The following is a 17,880-nucleotide window of genomic DNA, read 5'->3' as shown; positions in this document are numbered from 1 at the left end:
TGGCAGGCAAGGTCTTCCGCGTTAGGCGTTTAGTGTTCTGCGTTCTGCATAAAAAAAAGGGCGAAACTTAAAAAAGCTCCGCCGGTCAACATTAAGAAACTGCTACGATTGTTATTTATGTATAACACACAGCAATAAAACGGACCCTAAGGTACACCTGCCATATTATCGTATTGTTTTTCCAGTATGAACAAATGATTACGTTTACCCACAACCGGCACCGTTTTATACAAACGGCTGCTTAACAATTAGTTTACACAATACTAACGCCATCTTAATATTACTGTAACAATGAGGTCATATATATGAGGGAATTTTGATAAACCCAAACTCAATGGAAAAACGAGCAGTAGATGTGGTAGTTATATCTGATGTACACTTAGGTACATACGGATGTCGTGCAAAAGAACTGGTTGCTTACCTGAAAAGTATCCTGCCTAACATTCTTATCCTTAACGGGGACATCATTGACGGATGGCAATTCTCCAAACGTTATTTCCCCGCCTCCCATATGGCGGTTATAAAAGAGGTGTTGAACCTGATCACCAAGGGTACGCGCGTTTTTTACATTACCGGTAACCATGATGAGTTACTCCGCCGGTACGCCGATTTTCAGCTCAGCCATTTTACCCTGACCGACAAATTGGTACTGGAGATCGATAATAAAATGACCTGGATCTTTCACGGTGACGTGTTTGACAATACCACAAAAGGCGGCGCCAGGGTATTGGCAAAATTGGGCAGCAGCGGTTATGGCGCATTGATCCTGTTTAACCGGCTGGTAAATTCTGTGTTGAAAATTTTTGGCCGGGAGAAATTATCCATTTCAAAAAATGTAATGGCCAGCGTAAACAAGATGGCCAAGATAGACGCCTTTGAACAAATTGCCGCCGAACTGGCCATCGAGAAAAAATATGAGTATGTGATCTGTGGCCATATTCACCAGCCGCAAAAAAGAGTGATCGAAAACGAAAAAGGAAAAGTTACATACCTGAATTCGGGCGACTGGGTGGAACATTTAACCGCCCTGGAGTACAAGCAAAACGAATGGACCATTTTTGAATACAACGAAAAAGATTTCCCGCAAACTGCTATTGATATACCAGCCAAAGTAAACGTGTTAACTGATGAGATCAGTTTTTACATAAACTCACTGGCTATTTAAATTCTGAGGAAGACATTTCAACATTATGAAGATATTCTACGCAATACAGGCTACAGGCAACGGACACATCAGTCGTGCTATGGAATTGTTGCCCTATTTACAGAAATTTGGTACGGTTGACATTTTTTTAAGCGGCGCCAACAGCACGCTTTCCCTGAATGCCCCTATTAAATACCGCAGCAAAGGATTGAGCCTGTTTTACACCTGCGATGGCAGCCTCGATTACTGGAAGATTGTTAAAAGCATTTCACCCTACCGGGTTATGAAAGAAGTGCGCGACCTCCCCGTTGAAAATTACGACCTGGTAATTAACGATTTTGAGTGTATTACCGCTTTAGCCTGCGCGCGTAAAAAAGTGCCTTCGGTGAACTTTGGTCACCAGGCCAGCTTTGTATCCGACAAAACTCCCCGGCCCGATAAACCCAGCAAAGCCGGTGAATGGATTCTGCAGAACTACGCCAAGGCTTCCAACTATATTGGTCTGCATTTTGAGAGTTATGATGACTTCATTTTTTCACCTGTTATCAAAGAAGAGATCTTACAGGCCGAAGCCACCAATAAAGGTCATATAACCGTTTACCTTCCCTCCTATTGTGATAAGCAGTTAATAGAATTGCTGAAGCTTTTTAAAGACCACCGGTTCGAGGTGTTCAGCCGCCAGGCGTTAAAACCATACACGGTCGATCATCTGAACTTCCGCCCGGTTGATTCAAAAGATTTCAACCGCAGCCTTATCAGCTGTCATGGTATCGTATGCGGGGCCGGTTTTGAAACTCCGGCAGAAGCTCTGTACCTGAATAAAAAAATGATTGCTATTCCTATCCAGGGTCAATACGAACAACAATGCAATGCTGCCGCCCTGAAGAAGATCGGCATCACCACCCTGGACAAGATCGATGATGATTTTACCGGTACCTTCAACAACTGGGTGAACGATCCCAAAACACCCAGCGTACACTACCAGTATTCAACTGAAGCAATCATTAATATACTTATGTACCGCTGCACCGATCTTAAATGGCAGCTCGAGATTCCCTATCCCGATCTTATTTTCAATTAATATAAACTTCGTTCTTCCGTTGTAACAGGTGCTACGTTTGTAACAAAACGTGGCACCTGTTATTATATGAAAAATGTCCTGTCAAAAAAGGTAAAATTCCAGTGTAAAATTGGCAGTAAGGTAGCCTCTTTCAAACTTTTGACCATAAGTTGCCAACTTAGTGTCGTAAGTAGCTTAAAATGCCTCATTTCGAGTCAACTTTGGAGCGATTAATCACTCTTTGGAGTAATGTGGTCATACTTTGCCCTAATGTTAGCTACTTTGGCGTATAAGTAGCCAACTTCATGCGGCATGTAGGGAACATTTCCCGAAAAGTTCTGCACTTATACGTGAAAGTTCAAAACTTATGGTGAATAGTTACGAATTCGTGTTCTAAAGCTGGTTAATGATGTCTGTAATAAATAACTGTAAAGAGTAATCCGCATTTTATGCAGCCAAGATAAAAAAAAAGAGCCGTCACGATAGAAATCGAACGGCGTCAGTCACATGAGAGAAAATAAAACTCTCACTTTATAGAGAATCTTAATAGTATAATTAGAAGTTATTAACGCTGGAGACCAGAAAAACGCTTTCAGCGAGGATAAGATTGTTAAAGATACCGCCAGGAAAGTACAAATTCACATTTATTTATAGAATTTTACTTTTTTCTTACAATTTTCCAATTACTACCCACCAGTATTTAATTTTATCTAGTAAACATAGCACTTCATTCGTAAACATCAATTCCGCATTTAACTAACAGCTGTTCTTCACGTGAACGCCGCCCTCCCGGGAGAGCTGGGAGAACGGCGTTAATAACAGCATCTGTTAAATGAAATGAACATTACTGAAAAATGGAATCACTGCAAGGTACCGGTGCACTATTAGCCCGTTGTTACAGCAGTGTTACCAAATTGTGAGTGGTGAGTGGTCAGTAGTGAGTAGTGAGTAGTGAGTAGTGAGTAGGCTCGCGACATTTCAGACAAATAACTAAGCTTACACCGCCTGGGATGTATGGCTGCCCACCGCGCAGAAGTGTATTGCTTGCGGCTTAAAGCTTGAGGTTGTTTTCTGCCTTCTGCCTTCAAAATTAATATTACCTTATTGTTAACTTTCGTATATTAATAGTGGAAATTAACAGTGAGCAGGTGTTTAACCATATTATTCCTTGTAGTAACCTTTGCTATCCGCCCAACCGCTTCCGCGGCCAATACGATTCAATTTGATTTTTGCGGAGAACCGGTCAGCTTTGATTTTGACAGATCGATTATTCCCGACGCCCCCGCCTTATCGGACGAAGCGGCCATCACCGCCTTTTACCAACACCTCAACCCCAAAGCTTATGATCCGGTGGTGAATGCATTGCTTTCCTATAAAGACAGGTTCAAACCCGATGACTGGCTTTTTTACCAGCTAGTAAGGAAAACAGCCCAGCAGATAAGTCCCAAATCGGGCGATTACCACCGGTATACTGTGTACAAATGGTACCTGCTAAGCAGATTAGGCTACGATGCCCGGCTGGCTGTTTCGGGCAATTATATCCTGTTTTACATTTATTGCGCAGAGAACATCTATAATATCCCATACCGCATGGTAAATGGCAAACAATATGTTTGTTTGAACTATCATGATTATGGCAATAATATCGACTTTCAAAAGCACGTATTCACGTTAATCGATCTGCCTGTTGCCGGCGCGAACAATGTTTTTTCCTACAAAATCACTCACCTGCCCGAATTCAGGCCAACCGATTACACCGTAAAAGACCTGTATTTCAATTACAATGCAAGTGACTACCATTTTAAAGTAAAACTGAATAACCAGATCCAAACGCTTTTTGTCAACTATCCGGTGGTAGATTATGCATTGTACCTGAATATTCCGCTCAGTAAAGAAACCTATTATTCCCTGATACCGCTGTTGAAGAAAAGCCTGAAAGGATTGAGTGTAAAAAGCGGGGTTGATTACCTGATGCGTTTTACGCGGTATGCGTTTATGTTTGAACCGGATACTGAAGTTTTTGGCGGCGAAAAACGCCTGTCGCCCGAGCAAACCCTGTTGTACGATCAAAGTGACTGTGACGACCGGGTTGCTTTGTTCTATTGTCTTGTAAAAGAGATCTATGATCTGCCCATGATCGTGGTAACATATCCCAAACATGTAACAATAGGGGTGCAATTTAAATGGCCGGTTGGCAAGCCAATTGTTTACAATGGAAACAAATACTCCATTTGTGAACCTACCCCGCAAAAAGAAGACCTGATGATAGGGGAAACGCTGCCTGAATTAAAGAAGGTTCCCTACGAGGTTGCGTATGCATATACTCCACAAAAAAAATAACGAAGCCATTTTTGAGGGCTATTTCGCCTTTTTCTTTGGGTGCCGGGTAAGTATGGTTGCGCTATCGGTATAAGATGTACCATGGATATAATCATATTTCTGCCGAACCAGGAACACACTCAATGGTAAGGTCTTTTTTAAATCGGCTGTATGCCCGTTTGGTAATACAAATGAAATATGTACACTGTCTGTTTTAACCATTTTGCACGCATCCTTACCCGTATTCATAGCCTGCCAGTTAATGGTATTGCCATCGGCACCAGTCAATAACAACTTTTCATTGTTCCAATTCCAGATCACCGAATCGTTTCGATGTACTATATTATTCATTTGGGTATTTACAGAATCTCCTTTGCTGATAGTATATCTATACACATCTACCTCATTCCCAATTCTGCTGAAGAATAAATAGGAAGTATCCACGCCATCAATCAGCTGCCAGTTATCTGATCCTGTAATACTTTCTATCTTATCGAATTTTTCCTTCGGATTATTATTGTTTGTTTTTACAGGCTCATTACAGGCAGCAGTAATTAATATCAAAAAACAAATAACAAGTGCTCTCATACTATTAGTTAATTGTGGGGCAAAAATAAAAAATCCGCTCCTCTTTAAAAGAGAAGCGGATTTTAAAATCAGTAAATATTACTACATAAATCTTGTCCATGTTTTCCACCAGGTATCACCTACAGCGCAGGCGCCTTTGTAACCAACGCTGGTAAAGCCAGACGTCAATTTAGAATTTGTAAAGCTTGCCCCAGAAGCTGCAGGAGAAGCTGCAGTTGGGTTAAAATCAGGCGCTGTGTAATTGAAAGGCGCCGTTAATGCTACATCTGTGTTATTGGTAAGAATGCTGTTACCATAGCTGGCCGTATTAAACCAGGTAGTGATAGAAGCAGTAGTTGCTCCGGTTGCAGTTGTTGTGCTGGGCCCATACAGGATAGGTGTAGGGCAACCTGCAATAATGGTGTTCTGAACAAACAGAGAACCTGGGATATTCAAATCTGTTGGAGTTCCTTTTGTGGCATCGATATACAAGCCATTAGGATAGCCCATGATAACAGAGTTGAAAATAGACAGGCTCGAATTTCTTCTGATTTGAGCGCCCCAAACAAAATAGTTGCTTACACTGGTAGTAGTGAGCATTTTAGGTCCTACTATGGTCATGTTTGAGAAAACAGCGCTGGTTTGTGGTACTAATGAGCTACCGTTTGCATCATTATCGCTTTCAAATGCTTCACTGTTTGAAATATCGGCCACTGAAGAATCTCTTAATGAAATACCGAACTGTATTTTACCGGAAAAACCGTTATCAGTATCGAAATCATCATCCAGCGTACGGAAGCTGATGAGGTGCGTACATTTAACAGTACCGCCAAACCACTCAAATGAATCGTCGTTGGCATATGATACCTGAACATTATCAACAACTGTGTTGCTTCCTACACCACCAAAAGTTAAACCGTTGATCTCTTTATCAGGCAGGAATGCATAACCGGCATATTCAATTCTTACATACTTTAAAATACCGCTGTTATCAGCAGGGTTTTGCAATTGGGTTGTTGGTGTACCATACAGTCCTAATCCATCACTGTTGTTAACACCACCTTCTATTTCACCGAGACCTGCCTGACCATTGAATGAGGCATTGGTAGGCGCATTACCTAACAATACCACCCCAGCCCAGTCACCGCGTTTAGGATTAGAAGCTTCTGAAGTGAAAACAATTGGTTTATCAACAGTACCTTCAGCAATGATCTTTGCACTGCGGGTGATGATCAATCCACCGTTCTGACCATTTTCACCAACAATTTTGGTTCCTGGTTCAATGGTTAAAATAGCACCATTGGTAACATATACCAGCCCGCGTAATTTGTAAGTATACTTTGCAGACAAGGTGCGGTTGGCTGTGATTCTACCTACAAGAATGGTATTCTCTACAGTAGTATCAGTACCATTATTGTTGCTGCCACCATTACCATCGCCGTCAATTTCAATTTTACGGCAACCGTTTAAAGCCAAACCAGCTAAAGCAATTATATAAAATAGCTTTTTCATAAACCTTATTTATTTACGTTGTTTATTTTATGTTGTAAGAAAATGAAATGTTGAAAGTAGTGCCGTATTTGCGTTTGATAACCAGCTTATCGCTTGATTTATCATACTTCTTGTTTTCGTTAAAGTCGTAATAATAATTAGCAGCCTTGTTAAAGATGTCTGAAACGTTCAGTTTAACCTCGCCTTTGCTTTTTATTACTTTTTTGGCAACCTGCAAATCCAATAAAGGACGGGTGTTTTCCCAGATTTCCGGTATTCCCAGAACTTTATTGCCTACAAAAGCAATTCTATCGCCAATCTGGTTATATAACAACGTAGTATACAATCCCAGTTTTTCAACGTCATATTGTAAAGCAGCATTTATAACATAAGGGCTTTGTCCCTGCATTGGCCTGTCTAATGTTAAACTCTCTGATTTTACCCGGTTATAGATGTAAGAGAAATTACCCTGGAATGTGAAGTTGTGTAATGCCTGTACAAAATCCAATTTCTTCCGGTATTCCAGTTCTGCACCATAGCCTGTTGCCTTATCAGCATTTACATAATTGAACTGGCTGCCAAGTCCTGCAGGGTTGAAAGAAAACTCAATTGGCTTTTGGAAATATTTATAAAATACACCAATTGAAAATACTTCCCCCGCTTTTGGATACAACTCATACCGGAAATCGGCATTGGTTATTTTAGTACGCTCCAGGTATTTGTTACCGGTTAACGTAGCGTTCATATCAAAATCATAGAATTGAAAATCGCTCAATTCACGGAACTCCGGACGTACCACTGTTTGCGATCCTGATAAACGCAGGTTGGCTGAGCTTCCCAATTTATAAGTAATGTTTACACCTGGCAAAAAGTCTCTCACTTCGGTATGCAAATGACGGGGGTCACTTTGCTTTACACTTCCTATCAACTGATCATAATCTTCTACCCGTACACCCCAGGTGGCTCTCAGTTTATCGGTGAACTGGTTATCGAACTGGATAAATCCTGCATTTAAAATAGAATTCGCGATATAGCGGTATCTATTACTGCTCAACTCGCTGATGGCAAATTTATTATCGAAGCCATTACCAAAGTTCTCCGGTGCATAGATCTTATCGGCGGGTAATGCACGTAATGCTGCATTATCATTTGGCAGATAAATGGTAAATGGTCTTGAATCAAATAACCGGTCTTTTACCTGGAACAGGTAACCAGCTTTAACTGACTGGCTCAGTCCAAATAAATTGAATGACTTGGTTACATCGCCACCTGCTGTATAAATATAATCGCTTAAGTAGCCGAAATAGCGGCTGCCAGATAACTGAGAAGTTTGTGCAACACCCAGCAACATATATCGATTACCCGTTGGAGTAGATTCAAGGTTGTATTGAATACGGCGTTGATCAGGAATATACTGGTCAAGAATATTAAAACTGCCATACCAGTGGAGTTTGGTTTTTATAGTAGGCAGGTTATGATCGCCTGAGATCTGGGTATTATAAAATATGTTTGATTTTAACGCCAATTCCCTTGCTATGAGGGGTTGTCCATCATTACCCTGTGCGTAATCAAGACCGGTTCTTTCGGTAACATAATTAGTGGAGTTCACGTTGAACAGGTTCTTGACAGAGATCTTATGATTATTACCTAATTGAAGGGTAACATTCGCCAAACCACCCCACAGCACATCATGGCTGTATTTCTCATTATCGTAATCAATATTCAGACTGGGGATATTATTAGCAACAGTATACACACCGTTTTGGATGTGCGTGCGTTTTACATTTTGGTTATAGGTTAAGCCAAGGGTTGCACCCAGTTTATAACCATTTTTAAACACTTTGGTAAAACCACCACTGAGCTCAAATTTGGAATTCAATCTTGCAAAAACAGAAGAGGCTTTATCTGAAGTCCAGATATTGCTAAAGCTTTTTCCTAATTGCGCTTTGTCGCCATCACCCAGGGAGTTGAATTTAGATTTGGTAGGCATTTCAGCAGGAAGCGCCCGGATGCCATCATCAATGCCTAACCAGTCGTATTTACCACCCTGATAGTTGTAAAAATCTTTACTTAATGTTTGGGTATTAAAACCGGTACCAACAGTTATATTCAGAAAACCAGCTGCCGGAACGTCTTTGGTATTTACCTGTACCAAACCACCAGCCCATTCTGCAGGCAGTTCGGGAACAAAAGCTTTATTAATAATAATATTATCTATCAGTGAAGCAGGAAAGATGTCAAAGGAGAATGTTTTGCGATCGGGCTCGGTGCTGCTCAACGGAATACCATTCAGCATGGCAAAATTGTACCGGTCGCTCAAACCTCTTACTACAAGGTATTTGCCATCTATAATTGAAGTACCAGGTACCCGTTTCAACACTTCACCGGTATTTCTATCTGGTGAGCGGCGGATAGACTCAGCCGATATTACTGCAGCTACTGTATTGGTATTTTTTTGATACTGAATTAACGAAGCGGTTGTTTCCTTACGCGCTGAAGAACGGTTTGCGGTAACTGTTACTGTATTCAGGTTTTTACCGGTTGCCGTTAAAGAAACATTCAGATCGGTAACCTGTCCGGGAGTTACCTCAACCTCATCTATGGTTTTGGAACCATAGCCAACAGCAGAAAATGTTAACTCGTATTTTTTTCCGGCTGAGAGAGTAAGTGTAAAGCGGCCTTCTACATCGGTGGTGGTACCACCCTGGCTGCCCGTAATTTTTACAGATACCCCTACAAGCGGTTCATTCTTCTCATTAAGAATTTTACCAGCCAGTTTACCCGTTTGGGCATTTGTGCAGAAAGCAGTCAGCAAACAAGCAATTATAAGAACATAAATTTTGCTCACAAATGGTCGGTTTATTTGCGCGCAAAAGTATCCTTAAGGTGTTATCGTCATATTACGGGTATGTTAAGGAATTATTAACCGCCCTTGTATTTACGCTTTAAAGCAAGGGTAATGTTAACGGCATATTATCTAAACGTTAGGTCAATGTTACCATAATATTAAATCAACTAAAACCTGAACTGCAGCCTTGTGGTAAAAATATTATCCTTTACATCGCCCGTATAACCGGCTAAAGAAGTGTGTTCATTCTGAATAAAGTCGTACCACAACATCAGCCGCACATTTTCATTGATGTTATAATTATATCCAACACTCAGCGTGGTGTATTTAATATTAGTGGCATTTATATTATTTCCGTTCTGGCCAATCTCCTTTCCTTTTACGGCTGTATTGGGATCGTACCAATCGAATTTAAGACCCACCTGATGTTTACTGTTTACAACGTTTTGCAACAGGTAAGCAAAGGCGCCATCAAACTTGCGAACATAGTAAGGCTCCTGTAACAGGGCTGCCGGCGTTTCGCTGGTACTGGCCGATGCGGTTTGGGTACCCCGCCAGTATTCAAGCCGCAATTCAGTAGCGCCATACTTATGCTTCCACTTTAATTGCAGATCGGCCCCATAATATTTACGGGGTGCTTTACGACCAATGTTCCCATCTGCAGAATCTACCACAAACTGTTTACCGGCGGCGTCTTTGCTTATTTCGTAGGTATATTTTGTATTCTGGAACATGCCGCCATTGAAATAGGAAAGTCCGCCTGAAATTAAAAGTGAGCTGGAAAGCGGGTAAGGTTTCCAGGAGGCACGGGCAATAAAATCTTTATAGGAGTCATAATCCTGGGTGGCGTTCAAACCCGGCCCGTTGAAAAAACCGGCATCTATTTTTAAATAACGCAACGGATGGTCTGGCCGGCGGGGTTCAAAGGAAATCATGGCGCCCAGGTCACGTTCCACCTTCATTAATGTTTGCGACATGCGTCCCCGCTCCAGCGATTCCCGGTCGGCAGAACCCAGGTTCACTTCGTAACCAAATGGCCGGGCAAACATACCGGTGGTTAATTGAAACACCTGCCATTTATTTTCAAATACGCGTCCCCAGAAATCGCGGATGAAAACCCCGCGTTCAGTGCCATCAAACTGAAATACAAAGTAAACGGAAACCTGTTCATCAGCATTCATGTGGGCATAATCGAACCGGAGCCGGCCGCGCCGGAGCATAAACCTGTTATCCACGTTGGGGGCAAAATCGCCGCCGCTAAAGCTGTGGGCCCCTTTTTGCTGCACCACCTGGTACTGGGTTTGCAGGTATCCGGTAATATAAACGCGATCAAACTTCCTGTACAATTGTAAAATCCCTTTGCCCATGCTGGTGGTGGTATCAATCATGTCGGTCAAAAACTGGGCATGCACAAAAGAAGAAACAGATATAAAGATCAGAATAGCAATGAATTTGCGGTAAAAAGCAGCTACCGGAATACGTTCAGGACCCATTAAGCAGTTTTTTGCGGGCCCAATATTAAGTAATTATTACCTCAGTGTTAAGAATGATTTAAACTTCATACACTTTACCCGGTAAATTGTTTATTCTCGGTAGCCGTACATTTTTTCTTAGCTGGCTGGAATAATATTTTATTAAGAAATTAAAGGTTAAACAGGTTTCCAATTGTTTAACTGGTTAGCATCCAATGACTAAGACTATTTCTATTAATTGCAAATCAATATGTTAAACACGCAAGAACAGCTTCCGGGATAAATATTATCTTTGTGTTAAGTAATTATTACCGAGACTCCCTTTTTTTTATCCTATGGTATTAGTTCTATTTTTGCGACAAATTTTTAGGAAAAATGGGCTTAAACTCTATAATGAAGATTTTCATGCCGAAGGATAGGATATTCTATTCCTTGTTTGAACAGGTTGCCCACACTGTGGCTAAAATGGGTAAGGTAATGAAAGAGGTTGTTACGGAGCCCGACTTCGACAAAAGGGCTGCTTTGATTTCCCAGATCGAAGACCTGGAACATGTGAACGACGATTATACCCATAAGATCTTTACTGAGCTCGGCAGAAATTTTATTACCCCCTTCGACCGTGAAGACATTCACTACCTGGCCAGCGCGCTGGATGACATTGCCGACTATATTTTCGCCTCAGCTAAAAAAATCAACTTCTACAAAGTAAATCCCAACGACCAGGGCATTCAAAAAATGGCTGATCTGATAGATCAGGGTTGCGAGCAAATAAAAAATGCCGTACTGCAATTACGCGATATGCGTGATATGCGCCAGATAACTGATGCACTGGTTAAAGTAAACAGCATTGAAAATCAGGCCGACGATATTTTTGATTTAAGCATCGACAGGTTATTTGAAACAGAACCCGACGCCAAAGAGGTGATCAAAAAGCGGGAAATTTACCAGGTAATGGAAATTGTAACTGATAAATGTGAAGATGCCGGTAACGTTATTGAATCTATCATTATTAAATACGCGTAACAGACAGGACCTGTTTTTTACCTAACCGCTGCCGCAATGTTTACATTATTAGTTGTAATTATTATACTCGGACTGGCCTTCGATTTGATCAATGGTTTTCATGACGCTGCCAACTCCATAGCCACAGTTGTTTCAACCAAAGTACTCACTCCTTTTCAGGCAGTAGTTTGGGCAGCCATGTTCAACTTCATAGCCTATTGGATCTTTGACCTGAAAGTGGCCAACACCGTTGCCAAAACCGTACACGCCGATTCCATTAACTTATATGTAATTATGGCCGGCCTTATAGCCGCCATTTTCTGGAACCTGCTTACCTGGTGGTTTGGTATTCCTTCCAGTTCATCGCATACCCTCATTGGTGGTTTTGCAGGCGCAGCTGTAGCGCACGCTCACAGCTTCAGCGTTATTAACCAGGGAACCATCTTTAATATCATGCTATTCATTGTACTGGCTCCCTTTATAGGCATGATCATAGCATTTATTATAACGGTCATAATAGTCAACCTATGCCGAAGGGCTAATCCCTACCAGGCAGATAAATGGTTTCGCCGTTTGCAGCTATTATCTTCCGCCGCCTTCAGTTTAGGCCACGGTGGCAGCGATTCGCAAAAAGTGATCGGTATTATCACCGCCTCCATGGTGGTATTTGGCGCCTGGTGCGTGAAAAATGGAATGCCTGTACCACACTGGGCCCATATTCAGGAAGTGGTAGATGCCCATGGTAAATCTAGCTATGCTCATGTGCCCCAATGGATACCTATCACCTGTTACTTGTGTATTGGTGCAGGTACCATGATGGGTGGCTGGCGTATTATTAAAACCATGGGAACAAAGATCACTAAGGTTACCCCGCTCGAAGGGGTGGCTGCCGAAACCGCCGGTGCGCTTACCCTCTACGGCGTTTCGCAGGGATTGGGTGTACCCGTGAGTACCACGCATACCATCGTAGGTTCTATTATGGGTGTGGGTATGACCAAACGTTTATCGGCTGTACGCTGGGGCGTTTCCATTAACCTGTTATGGGCATGGATCCTCACCATTCCAGTGAGCGGCCTTCTTGCAGCTATTGTGTATTATATTCTGAAATTGATCAATCCTGTTGCTTAAGATACCGAAGCAGGAGGTAACCTCCTGCTTCTACCTTTATCTTTTGCCTGCTTTTCCCCGTCAACGGGTTAACCCGTCAACCCGTTAACTTGTCAGCCAATTCCCCCACTTCCTTTTTGAATTCCAACTGTTTCTTATTACTTTGGCATAATTTACGCACCCTTACGAGGCTGTTGTGTTAATGCATTTCAATAAAATTTAATTGCAGACATGAAAGGAATTATTTTAGCGGGGGGTTCAGGCACACGGTTGCACCCAATAACCTATGCGATCAGTAAACAGATCATGCCCATTTATGATAAACCCATGATCTATTACCCATTGTCTACATTAATGCTTGCCGGCATCCGGGATATATTAATCATTTCAACACCCCACGATCTTCCCCAGTTTAAAAGACTGCTGGGCGATGGCTCAAAGCTGGGTTTAAACTTTACCTATGCCGAACAGGCTGTACCCAACGGACTGGCGCAGGCATTTGTAATTGGCGCCGATTTCATAGGGAAAGACAATGTAGCGCTGGTGCTGGGCGATAATATTTTCTACGGTGTGGGCCTGGGCGAACAATTGTCCAAAAACAACACCCCCGATGGTGGCATTGTATATGCTTATCATGTCAGCGATCCTGAGCGATATGGCGTGGTTGAATTTGATAAAAGCAACAAGGTTATTTCTATAGAAGAAAAGCCAGCACAACCCAAAAGCAGTTATGCGGTACCTGGTTTATATTTCTATGATAATGAAGTAGTAGCCATTGCCCGCGACCTGCAACCGAGTCCCCGGGGCGAATATGAAATCACAGATGTAAATAAAGAATATCTTCGCAGGGGGAAATTAAAAGTTTCCATTCTTGACAGAGGTACCGCCTGGTTAGATACAGGTACTTTTGATTCCCTGATGCAAGCCTCTCAGTTTGTACAGGTTATTGAACAAAGACAGGGCATAAAAATCGCTTGTATTGAAGAAATAGCTTACCGCAAAGGTTTTATCACAAAAGAACAGCTGATTTCCGTGGCCCAACCCTTGCTTAAGAGTGGATATGGCCAATATCTTATGAACTTATTGAAAGAAAGCTAATCTTAAATAAAACGATATAATGAGCAAAATTCTGGTTACAGGCGGATGTGGTTATATTGGATCTCACACCATTGTTGACCTTATAGAAAACGGCTTTGATGTAATTTCAGTCGATGACAATTCCCGGTCAACCCCCCGCATTTTAGAAGGCATTGAAAAAATCACCGGCAAAAAAGTTAAGAACTATAAGGTAGACCTGTGCGACTTTGACGACACTTTCGCCATTTTTCAGGAAAATACCGACATTACCGGCATTATACATTTCGCTGCTTATAAGGCAGTAGGCGAATCAGTAGAGCAGCCGTTGATGTATTTTGAGAACAACCTGTTTTCATTGATCAACCTGCTGAAATGTGTTTCGGAATTTAATATTCCCCATTTTGTATTCTCTTCTTCCTGCACGGTTTATGGTAACCCCGATAAAATTCCGGTAACAGAATTAACACCACCCAAACCGGCTGAATCGCCATATGGATACACCAAACAAATGGGTGAGCAAATCATCAATGAGTTTTCAAAAGCCAACCCCACCCAATGTATTCTGTTGCGCTATTTTAACCCGGTAGGCGCCCACCCTTCTATTTTGATTGGTGAGCTGCCCATTGGCCGCCCGGCCAACCTGGTGCCCGCCATTACGCAAACAGCTATTGGTAAAATACCTGTAATGCAGGTGCATGGCGACGATTATCCAACACGCGATGGGTCGTGCATCCGGGATTACATTCATGTAAGCGATATTGCACATGCGCATACGCTTTCTATTCAATACTTACTGGCTGAAAAAAACAAACAGCGCTGTGAAGTATTTAACCTGGGAACAGGCAATGGCGTAAGCGTACTGGAAGCCATAGAGGCCTTTGAAAAAGTGAGTAATGTAAAATTGAATTATGTAATTGGCCCACGCCGCTCCGGTGACGTAATAGCCATTTACGCCAATAACGACCTGGCCCGCAATTCACTGGGTTGGGAAACAAAATACTCACTGGAAGATATGATGGCCACTGCCTGGAAATGGGAGCAACGCCTGAAGGCAGATACCAGTTTCTATCAAAGCAGGCCAGCCGATCTTAACTAATGTTAGTTTAAATACATGCTGCGGCTCAATGGCAACTATTAAAATGCCATTGAGCCATTTGCTTTTTTTTACCTTACTTTGCACCACCAAATTTTTAACATGCTGAAAGAAATACAGGTAACCGGACAAAAAGATACCCGCAGCGGTTTTGGCGATGGTATTGTGGAAGCAGCCCGTAAGAATTCAAATGTAGTAGCCCTTACAGCCGATCTGGCCGGTTCTATGAAACTGAACCAGTTCATGAAAGAGTTTCCCGAGCGTTATGTTCAGGTAGGGATCGCTGAAGCCAATATGATGGGTATAGCAGCCGGTTTAACGATTGGAGGAAAAATTCCTTTTACCACCACTTTTGCCAACTTCTCCACTGGCCGTGTATACGATCAAATTCGTCAGTCAATAGTATATTCTGGTAAAAACGTAAAAGTCTGTGCTTCGCACGCCGGTTTAACGCTGGGCGAAGACGGTGCTACTCACCAGATCCTCGAAGATATCGGTTTAATGAAAATGCTCCCTGGTATGACGGTGATCGTGCCTTGCGATTACAACCAAACCAAAGCGGCTACTATTGCCGTTGCTGAATATGTGGGTCCTGTTTACCTGCGTTTTGGCCGCCCAAGCTGGCCTATTTTCACAGCTGCCGATCAAAAATTTGAAATTGGTAAAGCCCAGTTCTTCAGCGAAGGCACTGATGTTTCCATTTTCGCCTGTGGTCACATGGTATGGAAAGCCATTGAAGCCGGCCGCATTCTCGAAGAAAAAGGCATCAGCGTTGAAGTGGTAAACATCCACACTATTAAACCGCTGGATACCGAAGCAATCCTGAAATCTATTCGCAAAACCCGCTGCGCGGTTACTGTGGAAGAACACAATATCATTGGCGGTTTAGGTGATGCTATTGCACAAACTGCCTCTAAAAACTTCCCCATTCCTATTGAGTACATTGGTACCAACGATACGTTTGGCGAAAGCGGTACACCATTGCAATTGCTGAAAAAATACGGTTTGGATACGCCAAACATCGTTGATGCAGCACAAAAAGTTATCGCAAGAAAAGGATAATCTTATTCGCTTATAAAGAAAAGGGTGAATGGTCTCTGACCGTTCACCTTTTTTATTTCCCTTCTACAAACAACTTGTTTTTATTTCGCAGAAAGGTCAGTTCATCACTATCAAAATTCTTAATGATATACTGCGGCTGCTTTATTGACCCGCTCTTCAGGTTTCGGTTTAGTCTGATGCGTTGCAGTAATAAGGCCGTTGCCACTACCAATGGCCCGCTTATGATAAAAAGTACAGCGGGTAACCAGCCCCGGAATTTAATGTCAAAAGTTGCCAGAAAAGCCACTATCAACAGGTACAAACAAGCGCCTGTAAACATAGCCCAGAACAGGAAAGCAGCCAGCAATTTCATGTTTTTAGATCCTGGCCATCTTACGCCATTGATCCTGGCAAAAGCCGTTGACATGTAATTGCTGTCTTTTATGTAAGTGCAATACTCCTGAATCAATGATTGCCTGCCGGTATCCCTTAACCAGCTTTCAAAAGAATAGATCTTAATGCCATTTTCACTTTCACTGAGAAATCCCTGAGGTTTTGCCTGTATAAGCTGGCGCAAAAATTCATCCCAATGTTCTTCAATTGCTTTAGTGTCCATAAAGAAGGTATAAAAGTTTGGGAAATGGTTATTTCTCTTTACTTCCGTTCAGGATCGTTTTGAAAAAGAAACCGTAGCAGATCAATAGAAAAACGATCCCGCCGCCAATTATAAAGCGCAGCACATTTATCCAGCTCCACAAAGAGTAACTGAACAACGACGATAAAGAAGCAACAACCAGGAAGATCAACAGGGAGATACCTAATAGCCATAACACCAGGGTACGCAGAAGCCACGCGGGGCCTGAGTTTTTCTTAGCTTTCATAAGGGTTGGGTTAAGGTACAGGCCACAATGCTAATAATTACAACCGGTATTTCAAATACCTTCCCCCACGTTAACTTTATTGTTGCGGGCAACACATTAAGGTGTTTTTAATATCAATTATAACTTAGTGATTTATACCTTATCATAATATATTTGTTGGAACGTTTAAACTAAATACAATTGACAGGTTCCAATATTTTATCACAGAAAACAGCTAACCTATGTCGGTGACCATGCAAGACAGCGAATTGCTGATGCAATTTCGCGATCCGGCCACTAAAGAAAAGGCCTATACGGCTATAATCCGAAAATACCAGGAACGGCTATACTGGCACATTCGCCGGATGGTAGTTGAGCACGAGGACGCAAATGATGTATTACAAAATGTGTTTATAAGGGTTTGGAACGGATTGGAAAACTTCAGGGAAGACTCTCAGCTGTACACCTGGTTGTATCGTATTGCTACCAATGAATGCCTTACTTACCTGGAACAGCTGAAGAAAAGAAGTTCCGTGTCGCTCAGCGATGTTGAAAGCGGACTGGAGAACAAGATCAAGGCCGATAAACATTTCGACCCTAATAAGCTGGAGTGGAAATTACAACTTGCTATTCAGCAATTACCTGAAAAGCAACGGATTGTATTCACCCTAAGATATTACGACGAAATGCCTTATGAAGAAATGAGCCAGGTGCTGGAAACCTCGGAAGGGGCTCTTAAAGCTTCTTACCACCACGCCGTTAAAAAAATTGAGGATTATATCCTCAATCATTAAACTTT

The 17,880-nt window shown here is 42.1% G+C and carries 15 protein-coding genes; 9 read left to right on the top strand and 6 right to left on the bottom strand.

Annotation, left to right across the window (positions count from 1 at the left end):
- The first annotated feature begins 334 nt into the window (after positions 1-334).
- From NIAKO_RS33950 to NIAKO_RS33940, 3 genes are all read left to right on the top strand, one after another.
- Positions 335-1,165 carry a UDP-2,3-diacylglucosamine diphosphatase gene (locus NIAKO_RS33950; RefSeq protein WP_014223028.1) on the top strand — a complete coding sequence of 277 codons (831 nt, stop codon included), beginning with the start codon at positions 335-337 and terminating at the stop codon, positions 1,163-1,165.
- A gap of 25 nt (positions 1,166-1,190) precedes the next feature.
- The gene (locus NIAKO_RS33945) at positions 1,191-2,225 is read left to right on the top strand and encodes a glycosyltransferase family protein (protein ID WP_014223027.1); all 1,035 of its coding nucleotides are present in this window, start codon (positions 1,191-1,193) and stop codon (positions 2,223-2,225) included.
- A gap of 1,119 nt (positions 2,226-3,344) precedes the next feature.
- Entirely contained in the window at positions 3,345-4,544 is a 1,200-nt protein-coding gene (locus NIAKO_RS33940) for a hypothetical protein (RefSeq protein ID WP_014223026.1), read from the top strand.
- Between the two features lie 18 nt (positions 4,545-4,562).
- Here the strand turns inward: NIAKO_RS33940 and NIAKO_RS33935 are convergent, their stop codons facing one another.
- From NIAKO_RS33935 to NIAKO_RS33920, 4 genes are all read right to left on the bottom strand, one after another.
- A complete protein-coding gene (locus NIAKO_RS33935; RefSeq protein WP_014223025.1) occupies positions 4,563-5,111 on the bottom strand; it encodes a hypothetical protein in 549 nt (182 codons plus the stop codon).
- Between the two features lie 81 nt (positions 5,112-5,192).
- Positions 5,193-6,602, bottom strand: coding sequence for a hypothetical protein (locus NIAKO_RS33930; protein ID WP_014223024.1), 1,410 nt, complete (start codon positions 6,600-6,602; stop codon positions 5,193-5,195).
- 22 nt (positions 6,603-6,624) lie between these two features.
- The gene (locus NIAKO_RS33925) at positions 6,625-9,429 is read right to left on the bottom strand and encodes a TonB-dependent receptor (protein ID WP_014223023.1); all 2,805 of its coding nucleotides are present in this window, start codon (positions 9,427-9,429) and stop codon (positions 6,625-6,627) included.
- A 167-nt stretch (positions 9,430-9,596) separates the two neighbouring features.
- The gene (locus NIAKO_RS33920) at positions 9,597-10,922 is read right to left on the bottom strand and encodes a hypothetical protein (protein ID WP_014223021.1); all 1,326 of its coding nucleotides are present in this window, start codon (positions 10,920-10,922) and stop codon (positions 9,597-9,599) included.
- A 372-nt stretch (positions 10,923-11,294) separates the two neighbouring features.
- Here NIAKO_RS33920 and NIAKO_RS33915 point away from each other — a divergent pair, with 372 nt between their 5' ends.
- The 5 genes from NIAKO_RS33915 (at position 11,295) to NIAKO_RS33895 (ending at position 16,242) form a co-directional block, all read left to right on the top strand.
- Positions 11,295-11,924 (top strand): DUF47 domain-containing protein, encoded by a 630-nt coding sequence (locus NIAKO_RS33915; RefSeq protein WP_014223020.1) that lies wholly within the window; start codon positions 11,295-11,297, stop codon positions 11,922-11,924.
- A gap of 36 nt (positions 11,925-11,960) precedes the next feature.
- Positions 11,961-13,031 carry an inorganic phosphate transporter gene (locus tag NIAKO_RS33910; RefSeq protein WP_014223019.1) on the top strand — a complete coding sequence of 357 codons (1,071 nt, stop codon included), beginning with the start codon at positions 11,961-11,963 and terminating at the stop codon, positions 13,029-13,031.
- A gap of 210 nt (positions 13,032-13,241) precedes the next feature.
- Positions 13,242-14,108 (top strand): glucose-1-phosphate thymidylyltransferase RfbA, encoded by an 867-nt coding sequence (gene rfbA / locus NIAKO_RS33905; protein WP_014223018.1) that lies wholly within the window; start codon positions 13,242-13,244, stop codon positions 14,106-14,108.
- Between the two features lie 19 nt (positions 14,109-14,127).
- Positions 14,128-15,183: a UDP-glucose 4-epimerase GalE gene (galE, locus tag NIAKO_RS33900; RefSeq protein WP_014223017.1), complete on the top strand. Its 1,056-nt coding sequence runs from the start codon at positions 14,128-14,130 to the stop codon at positions 15,181-15,183.
- 99 nt (positions 15,184-15,282) lie between these two features.
- The gene (locus tag NIAKO_RS33895) at positions 15,283-16,242 is read left to right on the top strand and encodes a transketolase family protein (protein WP_014223016.1); all 960 of its coding nucleotides are present in this window, start codon (positions 15,283-15,285) and stop codon (positions 16,240-16,242) included.
- A gap of 52 nt (positions 16,243-16,294) precedes the next feature.
- On the opposite strand, the gene NIAKO_RS33890 is transcribed toward NIAKO_RS33895, so the two are convergent.
- A complete protein-coding gene (locus NIAKO_RS33890; protein WP_014223015.1) occupies positions 16,295-16,837 on the bottom strand; it encodes a hypothetical protein in 543 nt (180 codons plus the stop codon).
- Between the two features lie 28 nt (positions 16,838-16,865).
- Positions 16,866-17,102, bottom strand: coding sequence for a hypothetical protein (locus tag NIAKO_RS33885; protein WP_014223014.1), 237 nt, complete (start codon positions 17,100-17,102; stop codon positions 16,866-16,868).
- A gap of 221 nt (positions 17,103-17,323) precedes the next feature.
- On the opposite strand from NIAKO_RS33885, the gene NIAKO_RS33880 reads away from it, so the two are divergent.
- Positions 17,324-17,875: an RNA polymerase sigma factor gene (locus tag NIAKO_RS33880; RefSeq protein ID WP_014223013.1), complete on the top strand. Its 552-nt coding sequence runs from the start codon at positions 17,324-17,326 to the stop codon at positions 17,873-17,875.
- Positions 17,876-17,880 lie beyond the last annotated feature (5 nt).

The organism is Niastella koreensis GR20-10, assembly GCF_000246855.1.
GTDB classification, from domain to species: domain Bacteria; phylum Bacteroidota; class Bacteroidia; order Chitinophagales; family Chitinophagaceae; genus Niastella; species Niastella koreensis.
The sequence above is the reverse complement of the archived record's forward strand: the minus strand, read 5'-3'. Positions and strand labels throughout refer to the sequence as shown.